Origin of the sequence: Rhodococcus sp. SGAir0479 (genome assembly GCF_005484805.1) — a bacterium.
Taxonomy (GTDB): Bacteria; Actinomycetota; Actinomycetes; order Mycobacteriales; family Mycobacteriaceae; genus Prescottella.
The window spans coordinates 4501675-4513509 of record NZ_CP039432.1; the positions used below are offsets into that span (position 1 = coordinate 4501675).

An 11835-nucleotide genomic window follows, 5' to 3' on the forward strand; every position below is an offset into this window, starting at 1 on the left:
CGATTGCTCGACAGTGCCCGCGGCGGCGATTCGTCAGCGAGTCGCCAGATCGGCCCTGACGCATCGATCCCAGATCTCGCCGGCGGTCAGGCGCAAGGGGGCGACCATCTTCGTGTGATCGAACGCTCCCACCGGCGCGCAGAGGGAGAGAGCGGCCATGTTTCCGTACATGTGCTCGGATGGCCCGATCGAGACGCCGACGCAGGCAATTCCGGGGAACGTATCCCCCCGGTCGAACGCGGCGCCACGGTCACGCACGTGGGTCAGCTCGTCCTCGAACTTGCCGGCGAGGGGCAGCGCAGTGGCTGTGCTGCCGGCATCTTGCCGTCCGCGGGGTGTACGAACGTCGGGCACGGCGGAGTACGCCATGATCACTTTGCCCAATGCGGTCAGATGCGCGGGGACTCGCTGTCCGACCGCGGTCGGTGTGGGTCCGGAGGAGCGCCCGTTCACCTTGGCGAGGTAGACCGTGTCACCACGGTCGACGACCCCGAGTTGAATCGTGAAGCCGGTGCGTTGTGCGAAGGCGTGCATGACCGGGCGCGCATGGTGCAGTAAGCGATTCTGGTTCAGTGCAGCCTGTCCCATCTCGTAGGCTTTGACGCCGAGCTCGTATGTCTGCTCGGGGGAGCGCGCCAACCAGCCCGCGTTGGCGAGCTGTTCGAGCAGGCGGTGCGCCGACGACCGGGGCAGGCCGGTGCGTGCGGTGACCTTGGCCAAGGTCATAGGGCCTGCGCTCAGTGCCTCCAGGACCAGCGACACCCGGTCCACGACGGACACGGGGACCTCGTCGTTGCGCGTCGTACTCAACCCATCCTCCTGACACCCGATCATGGTGTGATCTGCATCACGGTACCTGCGGAGTCTCGCGTGCATCAATCCTGTAAACGTTCACTGGGGCGGTTGCGCCTTCCGGAAAGGGAAAACGAGAGGTCAGCGGGTTTTCCATGCTGTCGCGCCGCCGGGTGCGGGAGCGACGCCGAAAGTGCCCTCCCGTTGTACGGGAGACCGGCGTCACAGGGCAACCCCACTTGCCAAGCTGACCTCGAAGCGACGCGCGAGTGGTCGCGATCAGTCGATCAGGAGGCACAGTGAGTTCCACCGACACCGAGGATCAGGTCCGCGTCATCGACCCCGGAACGCCGCCGACGCGCTACGCGCGGGGTTGGCACTGCCTGGGTCTCGTTCGTGACTTCGCTGACGGAAAACCGCATCAGGTCAATGCTTTCGGCACTTCTCTCGTCGTTTTCACCGGTGCGGACGGGGATGTCCACGTCCTCGATGCCTACTGCAGGCATATGGGGGGCAACCTGGCGCAAGGTGTGGTGAAGGGCAATGCGATCGCGTGCCCGTTCCATGACTGGCGTTGGAACGGCGACGGGAAGTGCGTCGAAATTCCCTATGCGCGAAGGGTTCCCCCGGTCGCCCGTACGCGTGCTTGGCGCACGACAGTGGTGAGTGGCCAGCTGTTCGTGTGGCACGACCCGGAGGGGAACGAACCCACCGCCGAACTCGCGATCCCCGAGATCCCCACGTACGGCTCGCCCGGATGGACGGATTGGGTGTGGAACTCGATCGAAGTCGACGGATCTCACTGCCGAGAGATCGTCGACAACATCGTCGACATGGCGCACTTCTTCTACGTGCACTACGGGATGCCGACCTTCTTCCGGAACGTGTTCGAGCGACACACCGCCACCCAGGTGATGCGATCTCGTCCACGCGCCGACGCTGCGGGTGTCAGCCAATCGACCAACTACAGCGTCGAGAGTCAGTCGGATGCAACTTATTACGGACCGTCCTACATGGTCGACAAGCTGTGGAGCGGGGGGCGGAGCCCGGAGTCGGGGCCGAACGTCTATCTGATCAACTGTCATTACCCGATCACCCCTACGTCCTTTCGGCTGCAGTACGGCGTCGTGGTCGAGAAGCCGGCCGGTGTCCCGGACGAGCAGGCCGACCAGATCGCTCGGGCGGTCGCCAACGGTGTCGCGATCGGGTTCGAACAGGACGTGCACATCTGGAAGAACAAGTCCCGTATCGACAACCCACTTCTCTGTGAGGAAGACGGGCCGGTCTACCAGCTTCGACGCTGGTACGAGCAATTCTACGTCGATGCCGAGGACGTCCGGCCGGAGATGGTCAACCGGTTCGAGTACGAGATCGACACCGAGCGGGCGTTGAACAGTTGGCAGACCGAAGTGGACCGGAACCTGGCGGCCGGACGCAGCGCCTTCGCCGCGAATCTCACGACCCCTCACGGCCCGTCGAGCGCGGGCCCGGCCTGATGACCCGTGACGACGACGTCACTCGGCATCGAGGACGCGAACGGCTCCGTGGAGGAGCCGGTTCGACCTCGTGCGATACCTCGAAAGGAACAACGTGACCGAGAGCAAGGAACGCGGATACGCCGGTGAGCGGGCCACCGACGTCGATGTCATCGTCGTCGGAGCGGGAATCTCGGGCCTCTACGCAGTGCACGCACTGCGCCGGCGTGGAATGACCGTGCACGGCTTCGAGTCCGCGGCCGGCGTGGGGGGAACGTGGTTCCACAACCGCTATCCGGGCGCGCGCTGCGACGTCGAGAGCGTCGACTACTCGTACTCGTTCGACGAGGCGCTCCAGCAGGAATGGACGTGGACCGAGCGGTTCGCGACGCAGCCGGAGATTCTCTCCTATCTCGAACATGTCGCCGACCGCTTCGACCTTCGAAGCGCATTCGACTTCCTGACGCGGGTGACTTCCACGGTCTGGGACGACGAGTCGGCGCGATGGACGGTCACCACCGACACCGGCCGCACCATGACGGCGCGGTTCTGCGTCATGGCCACCGGCGTGTTGTCGGCGACGAACCGCCCCGACATCCCAGGACGTGACTCCTTCGCGGGAGAGACGTACCACACGGGGGAGTGGCCCCATCGATCCGTCGGTCTCACCGGGAAGACGATCGGTGTGATCGGTACGGGGTCATCCGGCATTCAGTCGATCCCTGTGATCGCGGAGGAGGCCGCTCACGTCTTCGTGTTCCAACGCAGCCCCAATTATTCGATACCGGCGGGCAACCGGTCACTCACGGCGGAGCAGATCGCCGAGGTGAAAGCCACCTACCCCGAGCGGCGCAGGCTGGCCCGCCTCAGTGGTGGAGGCACCCCGTTCACGCCGTATCCCAAGGGCGCGAGAGAAGTCGACGAAACCGAACGCCGACGCGTCTACGACGAGTGGTGGCATCGGGGAGGCTACCTCTTCGCGAAGGCATTCCCCGACCAGACCGTCAGCATCGAATCGAACGACACGGCCCGCGAATACGTGGCGGCGAGGATTCGCGAGATGGTGAGCGACCCCGAGATCGCCGACCAGTTGATTCCGAACGACCACCCCATCGGAACCAAGCGGATCGTCACCGACAGCGGCTATTTCGACACGTTCAACCGCGACAACGTGACACTGGTGAATCTGCGTCGCACGCCGATCGAAGAGATCACCGAGACGGGCGTTCGTACCTCCGGCGCCCATTACGAGCTCGATATGCTGGTCTTCGCGACGGGGTTCGACGCCATGACCGGAGCGCTGTCGCGGATCGACGTCCGCGGGCGCGACGGCCGGACGTTGGCCGACGAATGGTCGGCCGGGCCCCGAACCTATCTGGGGGTGGCCGCGGCAGGCTTCCCCAACATGTTCATCATGGTCGGCCCGGGCAGCCCCAGTGTTCTGGCGAACATGGTGCTGGGCGCCGAGCAGCAGGTCGACTGGATCGCAGATTGCCTCGATCACCTGAGCACGCACAACGGCCTGTCGATCGAAGCGACCGACCGCGCGGTGGACGAGTGGGTCGCCGAGTGCAACGCCAAGGCCGCCGGCACGCTCTTCCCCACCGCGAACTCCTGGTACATGGGCGCGAACATCCCGGGAAAGCCGCGGGTCTTCATGCCCTACATCGGAGGCTTCGCGCACTACGGAGGTGTCCTCTCCGAGGTGGCCGATGCCGGATACAAGGGGTTCGACATTCGAACCGGACCGGAGGAGTTCTGACATGACCACGGCACGCAGAGACGATCTGCACCCCGACGTCGAGACGATGCTCGCCGCGCTCGAGTCCGATTTCCCGGAACTCGATCCATCCCGCTCGGCGGGGGACGACCACGCCGAGCGTCTGACGGCAGAGGGCGACCCGGTCGTCGCCCACCGTTTCGAGGGCCTGTGCCACGGTTTCCTCACGTTCCCGCAGCCCTCGCTCACCGGGCCGGACCGGGACGAGCTGTGGAAGCTGATCCGTCGTCGTCTGGAGGTCACCGTATGAGCGCGCGTCGGCTGGCAGGGCGCACTGCGCTGGTGACCGGCAGCAGCCGAGGAATCGGGCGGGCTGTGGCGCAGCGCCTCGCCTCGGAGGGGGCGACCGTGGTCGTCACGGCCCGGAGTACCTCACCGTCCACCTCCGTGCGTGACGGCCGCGAACAGATCGTCGCGGGCTCGCTCACCGAAACGGTGGACCTGATCGAGAAGGCCGGTGGCCGCGCCGTGGCGGTGCCGGCGGATCTCGACGACCGGCAACAGCGCGCCGGGCTCGTCGAGGCTGCCGTGGACGCGGTCGGCGGACTCGACATACTCGTCAACAACGCCGGGTTCGCGGACTACTCCCCTGTCGAAACGATGGGGGAGGGGACCTTCGAGCGCACCGTCGAGCATTACCTGAAGGTGCCGTTCCTGTTGTCACAGGCAGCGATCCCGGTCATGCGCAAGGGCGGCGGAGGCTGGATCGTGAACATCGGGTCGTCCACCGGGCTCCCGCCGATCCGGCCGTTCCGCGACTACAACCGGACCTCCGGTGACGTCGTCTACGCGGCTGTCAAAGCGGCGCTCCACCGCTTCACCCAGGGGCTCGCGGCGGAAGTGGAAGCGGACGGAATCGCGGTGAACGCGGTGGGACCCTCGACGGCGATCCGGACACCGGGCGCGGCGGCACTGTTGCCCGACGGCTACGACGCCGAACCGGTGGAGTATCTGGCCCAGACCGTCCTCGAGATGTGCACGGCACCACCCGCCGAACGCACCGGCCTGGTCGCCTTCAGCCTGCACTATCCGTGGTCGCAGAACGTTCCGGTGATGAGTCTGGACGGGCGCACCGAGCTGCCGCGGCGCGAACCACCGGCATGGTCCAACCCGAACATCGCACCGGACGGAATGATGCCCGCGTGAGCGCGACCAGTGTTGCCCGCCAACGTTTCTCCCGGGGTACCGCCGTGATCACCGGCGCAGCGGCCGGGATCGGTGAAGGTCTCGCACGGCACCTGGCAGCTCTCGGCATGACCGTGGTGGTGGCCGACATCGACTCCGACCGGGCCGAGAAGGTGGCCGTCGACATCGTCTCCGCCGGGGGAGGTGCCGAGCCTCGGGCCCTCGATGTGGCCGACCCGGTCGCCGTGGATTCCCTCGCCGCGGGAGTGTTCGACAGGTTCGGCAGTGTCGAACTGTTGATCAACAACGCGGGGATCGAGACGGCCGGACTGTTGTGGGAGGTGGATCTCGACCGCTGGGCGCGATTGATGCAGATCAACGTCGACGGTGTCTTCTACTGTCTGCGCTCGTTCGTTCCCCGAATGATCGCGACGGGATCGCCGTCGTGCATTGCGAATCTGTCGTCGGTCGGAGGACTGAACACCGTTGCGGTTCAATCGCCGTACATCGTCAGCAAGCACGCCGTGCTCGCGCTGACCGAGTGCTTGTACCAGGACCTGTCGATCGTCGGCGCCCCGATCCAGGTGAGTGCCGTCATCCCACACTCGATCCGCAGCGACATCTTCACCTCGGCTCAGCGGGACGCCCCCACGGAGAACGAGACCGCGAACGCGGTGTTCGCCGCCATGCAGCGCGACAACGTCGAGAAGGGGCTCGATCCACTCGTCGCGGCCGAGCACATGGTCGAACAGATCGCGCGCGGCGAGTTCTGGATTCACTCCGACGACGAGCTGTGCACGGCCGCCGCGCATCGGCGCGGCCGCCAACTGCTCGACCTTCTACCTCCGGCCGACCCGCGGGACATGCTGGCCCGCATGGGTGTGCCGATTCCGAAAGGACAGCCATGACCGAGACGATGTCCGCCGAGACGGAGCAGACGGAGGCGGCCGATGCGCAAGCGCAGCTGCATGCTGCGATCGACGTGTGCGACCCGGCCCCTCTGCTGATGTCGATGATCCACGCGACCGGTGACACGAGCCTGCTCGACGAGTTCGGCCCGCGCCTGACGATCACCGAGCCCGGTAACCACTACCGGACCGGCTCACGTCCGGCGACGCCGCCCGGGCAGTACCCCGACGACGTCGTCGCTGACGTGCGGGCCCGCGCGCACCGACTGCTCACCACCGACGCCACGGACGTCCTCGGCGTTCCGGAACCCGGCCTGTTCGCCCGCATGGCCCAGGTGGCCACGTCCGAACGCGTCGGCGACGAGTTCGTTCCGCTCCTGCGTGAGCAGGCCGGTTTCGTCCTGAGCGAGCGACGCGTCCCCGTCACCGTGACTCCGCCCGACGAGTTCTCGGTCATCGTGGTCGGCGCCGGCATCGTCGGCATCAACGCCGCCATCAAGCTCCAGGAGGCGGGTTTCGCGTATCAGGTCTTCGAAACCCGCGACGAGATCGGGGGAACCTGGTCGCGAAACACGTATCCCGGTGCAGCCGTGGACACTCCCAGCCACTACTACTCGTACTCGTTCGAGCTCAACGCCGAGTGGTCGAGGTACTACCCGACAGGCACCGAATACCAGCAGTACCTGCGCGGCGTCGTCGACACCTACGGCATCGAGAAGAACATCTCCTTCCGCACCCGCGTGCTGTCCACCCGCTGGCTCGACTCCGAACACGTATGGGAAGTCACGGTCGAGACCGCAGACGGCGGACGCCACATCCACCGCGCCAACGCAGTCGTCACCGCACTCGGGATGCTGAACTCACCCAACATCCCCGACGTTCCCGGCATGGGCACGTTCGCCGGCACCGTCGTTCATACGGCCGAATGGGACCCGAGTCTCGACCTCACCGGCAAACGGGTCGTCGTTCTCGGAACCGGCTGCACGTCCGTGCAGGTGGTCGCGAACATCGTCGATCGGGTCGAGTCCCTCGACGTCGTGGTGCGGTCACCGCACTGGATCGTGCCCGAGAAGGCAGTCGTGAACGATGTTCCGGACGGGGAGAAGTGGGCGCTGGCCCACCTGCCGCGGTACCACGAGTGGTTCCGGCTGCGGTCCTACTGGTTCGCGTCCGACAACCTGTACGTGCTGCCCCGCATCGACCCCGAGTGGGCGAAGACGCACTTCTCGGCATCCCCCGCGAACGAGATGGTGCTGAACACCGCCCGCGCCTATCTGCAGAGCAGCTTCGAGGGTCGGCCGGATCTCGTGGAGAAGCTCACCCCCGACTTCCGTCCCTACGGCAAGCGGATCGTCAAGGACCCGGGCTTCTTCCGAGCCCTCACTCGTGACCACGTGACGCTGCACCGGGCATCGTTCCGGGAAGTACGACCCGACGGTGTCGTCACCACCGAAGGTGACTTCGTCGCCGCGGATGTGATCATCCTCGCGACCGGATTCCGGCTCGAATTCACCACGTCGATCGACATCGTCGGACGCGACGGCAGGATCCTCGCCGACGTGTGGAAGGGCGGTGACGACCCGCGCGCCTACCTCGGTGTCCAAGTCTCCGGTTTCCCGAACCTGTTCGTCACCGCCGGCCCGAACTCGGCGCCCAACCATGGTGCCGGGCACAACATCTTGAGTGAAGAACACGTCCACTACGTCGTCGAGTGCCTCCAGTACCTTCTGGAGAACGGGCACGATGCGATGGACGTCCGGCAGGACGTCCTCGACGAGTACAACCGCGCAGTCGACGACGCCCTCGACAAGACCGTGTGGGTCCACCCCGGTGCCGAGGTCAACGGCTACTACCGCAACAGCGCCGGACGTGCCGTCGTACCCTGCCCGTGGCGGCTGGTCGACTACTGGACCATGTTGCGAGAGCCCGACCCGACCGACTTCGAGTTCATCCCCCCGGCGGACGACCTGCAATGAGACATCGCGCCCGGTCCGGCTCGAACCTCACGTGCGTGAGGTGAGCGTGTTCTGCGCGGAGGCGCCCACGCCCGAGAGCAGGGTCACGATGGCCAGACCGATCACCAGGTAGATCACGCCGCTGGCGATCTGGGACTTGGTGGTCCCCTCGACACTGAACGGCCACAACGCCGCGGCCGCGGTCGCGAGCACACCGATCCAGGTGAAGAACGTGGGCGCGCGGGGCGTGAAGAGGAGCAGCAGGTGCAGCAGTCCGGTTGCGACCAACGCCACGATTGCGGCATAGCCGGCGACGGTGGCGACCTGGGAATCCCACGGAGTGTGCGGCGGTGTGATCACCGGAATGTCGATCGGGCCGCGCACGGCGAGGACACCGACCACCGCCGCCAGCGCGGCCACGATGGCCGTGGCGACACCACCGGCCCACAGCTTTCGCGCGTTGACGGTGGTGCGGGTAACTCGCGCTGTCGATTCGGCGCTCATCGGGTGCTCCTTCCCCAACCGGAACCGCAGGTGCCGTGTGCTTCAGATTAGGCCCGGGACGGCGGCGTGAGGTCATCATCGGCGGGTGAATCACGGCCGCCGCAGCCGAACGTCTGACGAGGGTGAAATGCGAGGGTGAAATTTGCCCCGCTGTCCCGATGTGACCGACTCGAAAATCATTGCCCGGGAAGCCGTATCCGTGTTGACGAGGCGATCGATATCCGGACAAGATTCGACATCGGCGCGAACACGGGGACGTGCCTGCCACCCGGTGGCACCTCGACAACAGAAGTAGGAACACTCGTATGAAGAAGCGCGTCGCCCTCGCATCGCTGACCCTCGGGGTCGGTCTCGTTGCCGCACTGCCGTCCGTCGCCTCCGCGCGGTCGTACGATCCGATCGCGGGCACCCTCGTGAACACCTGCCAATCGGGCGGGAACTCCGCCAATTTCTGGATCGAACTGTGGAACGACGAGGGCCATGTCACCTCGGTTGCGACTGATGCCGACGGCGGCTACGTCTTCGAGGACCGCAATCCCGGCCACTACACAGTCAAGCCCGCGATGCCAGCGGGATGCGGTGCCGTCCCGGCCACCCGTGAGGCAGACACGACCGACGGGCCGGCGCTGGGCATCGACTTCCGGATGGTGGCCGTCCACGACATCATCGGCAAGGTTTCGGGGTGCGCCGGCGCCGCGGGTGCCGGCATTGCCGGCGTCACCGTCAATCTCGTCGACGGGGAGGACGGCATCGTCGACTCCACCGAGACCACCCATGACGGCTACTACTTCTTCCAGTGGAAGGAAGCCAAGGACGGATACACCGTCGAGGTCCTCCCGCCGGCCGGATGCGACGCCGCGGAGCCGGTCCGTCCCGTCGACCTGACGAACGGCGACGCCGTCGACGTCGACTTCGTGCTGGCCCCGATTCATGCGGGTTCGTTGCAGAGCCTCTTCTCCGGATTCAACTTCGGCAGCTGACGCTCGCGACCCGCACCCTGGGGAGGGAAACGGCGCCGGCACCCATCGGGTGCCGGCGCCGCTTTGGTGGATACGACGGAGTCGCTGCTACGCGGTGGGCTCGGCAGGGCCGGCGGAGCCGAGCGGCAGATCGGCGAGCAGTTCGCCGAGATCCTCCGGCAGTAGGTCGAGCAGGCGGCTCAGGTCCAGGTCGGCCGGCAGGATGTTCTGCAGGCTGCCCAGGTCGACGCTACCGAGGGGGTTGCCGACGGTCACCAGCTGCGGGTCGCCGACCACCGGCTCCTGGTTGTCCAGCGAGGCGCACTCGCCCACAACGGCGTACACGCCGTCCTGCAGATCGGTGGTGAAGGTGTCGCTGTCGCCGGCGCCGACGCGCTCTTCGAGCTTGGTCTGCCACGTCAGGAAGCCCTCTTCCGTGGCCTTGGTGGGATCCTGCTGCAGGGCCGGCAACTTGGTGGCCTCGACGGCGAAGGCGCCGCAGCTGCTCGTCGGGTCGGTGTTGGTGTTGGCAACCGTGACCGAGAGCGTCTTCTCCTGCACGTCGGTGGTGAGCGTCGGGCTGGTGAGCGCGACCGGCTCGGCTGCCGCGAGGGCCGGTGCCACGAGTGCGGCGGCGGCAACGATCGCAGCCCCGCCGACTGCGTGACCGAGGGTTCTCCGATTACGCATCTGCATGTACATCCCCTTCCAAAAGCGAACCACTGGAACGTGATCCGGACGGCGCAACCTCTATACCAAGATCACCTGTCCACTTTCGGTGGTAGACCGCGCCGCCGCAACCGCAAAATGCGACAAAGAGGACGAATCGGTAGCGGGAGGGCCCGTGTCGGCGAGCGGTGGGATGGTCCGACCAACGCCATGAACAGCGCAAACCGGAAGGTCTGGAACCGACTTAACGATGCTGTAACGGTCCGTTCCGTCGTCCGGCGCGCAGTACCGTGGCGGGGCGTCCACCCGAGCCGCCCGCACCGCCGGAGGTGCCGTTGCAGGACGAGGAGCATCCCGATGCCCGCGTGATGGTGCGCGAGGCCGCTCTCGCCGTGGTGGTGGGCGTAGCCGCGACGGTGGTTCCCATCGCGGTGCTCGCGGCGGCGCGTGGACTCGCAGAGGTGCTGTACGAGCGCATCCCGGCAACCGTGGGGTTCTCGGGGGACGCGCCGTGGTGGATCTTCGGTGTGCTCACCGCGACGGGACTCGCCGTCGGGTCGATCGTCCGCCTGGCCCCCGGGCACGGAGGCCGGGACTCGGCGACCGCCGGGCTGATCGGTCCGCCGATGGCGCTGCGGGTGCTGCCGAGCCTGCTGGTGGCGCTCGTCCTCGCGCTCGGCGCCGGGGTCAGCCTCAGTCCGGAGAATGTGCTGATCTCGGTCAACGCCGCTCTCGCGACGGCGGTACTCGGGCGTGGCGGCTCCCGGTCGAGGGCCGAACGGGTCGTGCCGCTCGCGACGGCCGCGACGATCGGCGTCCAGTTCGGCACGCCGGTCGCGGCGCCGCTGGCCTACCTCGAACTCACCGGCCGCCGGGTGCGGGGCAGCCTGTGGGAGGCCGTGACAGCCCCGTTGGTCGCCGCGGGAGCCGGCGCGGTGACGATGGCACTGCTTCGCCGTCCGATCCTGCAACTGGACCTGACGCCCACGCCGCCGCCTGCGCCGACGGCGTCCGGGGTGCTCGGGGGTGTGGCGATCGCGACCGCCACCGCGGTCGTCGTGCTCGCCGCGGTGTACGCGTACCGCGTGCTCCACGCCGCGTTCCACCGCATCTCGAACCCCGTGGTGATGACGGGACTGGGCGGGGCCCTGCTCGGGGTACTCGGCGTCGTCGGGGGCCGCGAGTCGATGTTCAAGGACGTGGCGACGGCGCGCACGCTCGTCGCGGCGGCCCCCGACCTGTCCGTGTCCGAACTCGCGTTGACCGGGCTGTGCAGCCTGGCTGCCTTCACGCTCGCGGCCGCGAGCGGCTTCCGCGGAGGCCGCGTCATCGCGTCGGCTGTCGTCGGGGTGACCGCCGGCCTGCTCGGGCATGCGGTGGCTCCGGTGGTGCCGGTCTCGCTCGCGATCGCGTGCGGGGTGCTCGGCGCGGTGGTCGTCGCCGTACGCAGTTGCTGGCTCGGGCTCTTCGTTCCCGTCGCCATGGTCGGGTCGATCGCGGTGCTGCCGGTGTTGTGCCTCGCGGTCCTCCCGGTGTGGCTGCTGGTGGTGCGGCGGCCCACGATGACGATTCGTCCGGCTCCTCCCGAACCGGAGGCGAAATCCGCCTAGGTGTCGCCGAACCGACAGGGCGGCAGACGAATCCGGCGTACCGTCGGGCGGGCGCGAG

At 67.1% G+C, this 11835-nt stretch carries 11 protein-coding genes; 8 read left to right on the forward strand and 3 right to left on the reverse strand.

Annotated elements, in window-relative coordinates:
- Nucleotides 1-33 precede the first annotated feature (33 nt).
- Nucleotides 34-834, reverse strand: coding sequence for an IclR family transcriptional regulator (locus E7742_RS20810; protein ID WP_137800679.1), 801 nt, complete (start codon nt 832-834; stop codon nt 34-36).
- Between the two features lie 257 nt (nt 835-1091).
- Between E7742_RS20810 and E7742_RS20815 the strand changes: the two genes are divergently transcribed.
- From E7742_RS20815 to E7742_RS20840, 6 genes are all read left to right on the forward strand, one after another.
- Nucleotides 1092-2288 carry a Rieske 2Fe-2S domain-containing protein gene (locus E7742_RS20815; protein WP_137800680.1) on the forward strand — a complete coding sequence of 399 codons (1197 nt, stop codon included), beginning with the start codon at nt 1092-1094 and terminating at the stop codon, nt 2286-2288.
- A gap of 94 nt (nt 2289-2382) precedes the next feature.
- Nucleotides 2383-4029: a flavin-containing monooxygenase gene (locus tag E7742_RS20820; protein WP_137800681.1), complete on the forward strand. Its 1647-nt coding sequence runs from the start codon at nt 2383-2385 to the stop codon at nt 4027-4029.
- 1 nt (nt 4030) lies between these two features.
- The gene (locus tag E7742_RS20825; protein WP_137800682.1) at nt 4031-4297 is read left to right on the forward strand and encodes an alpha/beta hydrolase; all 267 of its coding nucleotides are present in this window, start codon (nt 4031-4033) and stop codon (nt 4295-4297) included.
- The gene (locus tag E7742_RS20830) at nt 4294-5193 is read left to right on the forward strand and encodes an SDR family NAD(P)-dependent oxidoreductase (RefSeq protein ID WP_137800683.1); all 900 of its coding nucleotides are present in this window, start codon (nt 4294-4296) and stop codon (nt 5191-5193) included. Before E7742_RS20825 ends, E7742_RS20830 begins: the two co-directional genes overlap by 4 nt.
- A complete protein-coding gene (locus E7742_RS20835; protein ID WP_254699092.1) occupies nt 5190-6080 on the forward strand; it encodes an SDR family NAD(P)-dependent oxidoreductase in 891 nt (296 codons plus the stop codon). The genes E7742_RS20830 and E7742_RS20835 overlap by 4 nt, the downstream gene beginning before the upstream one ends.
- The gene (locus E7742_RS20840; protein ID WP_137800685.1) at nt 6077-8056 is read left to right on the forward strand and encodes a flavin-containing monooxygenase; all 1980 of its coding nucleotides are present in this window, start codon (nt 6077-6079) and stop codon (nt 8054-8056) included. The genes E7742_RS20835 and E7742_RS20840 overlap by 4 nt, the downstream gene beginning before the upstream one ends.
- A 27-nt stretch (nt 8057-8083) precedes the next feature.
- Here the strand turns inward: E7742_RS20840 and E7742_RS20845 are convergent, their stop codons facing one another.
- Nucleotides 8084-8539 carry a DUF6069 family protein gene (locus E7742_RS20845; RefSeq protein WP_137800686.1) on the reverse strand — a complete coding sequence of 152 codons (456 nt, stop codon included), beginning with the start codon at nt 8537-8539 and terminating at the stop codon, nt 8084-8086.
- A gap of 305 nt (nt 8540-8844) precedes the next feature.
- On the opposite strand from E7742_RS20845, the gene E7742_RS20850 reads away from it, so the two are divergent.
- Complete coding sequence (locus E7742_RS20850) at nt 8845-9519, forward strand: SdrD B-like domain-containing protein (protein WP_137800687.1); 675 nt, start codon at nt 8845-8847, stop codon at nt 9517-9519.
- Between the two features lie 87 nt (nt 9520-9606).
- On the opposite strand, the gene E7742_RS20855 is transcribed toward E7742_RS20850, so the two are convergent.
- The gene (locus E7742_RS20855) at nt 9607-10188 is read right to left on the reverse strand and encodes a hypothetical protein (protein WP_254699093.1); all 582 of its coding nucleotides are present in this window, start codon (nt 10186-10188) and stop codon (nt 9607-9609) included.
- A gap of 269 nt (nt 10189-10457) precedes the next feature.
- On the opposite strand from E7742_RS20855, the gene E7742_RS20860 reads away from it, so the two are divergent.
- Entirely contained in the window at nt 10458-11777 is a 1320-nt protein-coding gene (locus E7742_RS20860) for an ion channel protein (protein WP_254699094.1), read from the forward strand.
- The last annotated feature ends 58 nt before the right edge of the window (nt 11778-11835 follow it).

What these genes read in the sequence shown, in the direction of transcription:
- E7742_RS20810 (WP_137800679.1), bottom strand. Translation starts at nt 834, where the DNA reads ATGATCGGGTGTCAGGAGGATGGGTTGAGTACGACGCGCAACGACGAG.
- E7742_RS20825 (WP_137800682.1), top strand. Translation starts at nt 4,031, where the DNA reads ATGACCACGGCACGCAGAGACGATCTGCACCCCGACGTCGAGACGATG.
- E7742_RS20830 (WP_137800683.1), top strand. Translation starts at nt 4,294, where the DNA reads ATGAGCGCGCGTCGGCTGGCAGGGCGCACTGCGCTGGTGACCGGCAGC.
- E7742_RS20840 (WP_137800685.1), top strand. Translation starts at nt 6,077, where the DNA reads ATGACCGAGACGATGTCCGCCGAGACGGAGCAGACGGAGGCGGCCGAT.
- E7742_RS20845 (WP_137800686.1), bottom strand. Translation starts at nt 8,539, where the DNA reads ATGAGCGCCGAATCGACAGCGCGAGTTACCCGCACCACCGTCAACGCG.
- E7742_RS20850 (WP_137800687.1), top strand. Translation starts at nt 8,845, where the DNA reads ATGAAGAAGCGCGTCGCCCTCGCATCGCTGACCCTCGGGGTCGGTCTC.
- E7742_RS20855 (WP_254699093.1), bottom strand. Translation starts at nt 10,188, where the DNA reads ATGCGTAATCGGAGAACCCTCGGTCACGCAGTCGGCGGGGCTGCGATC.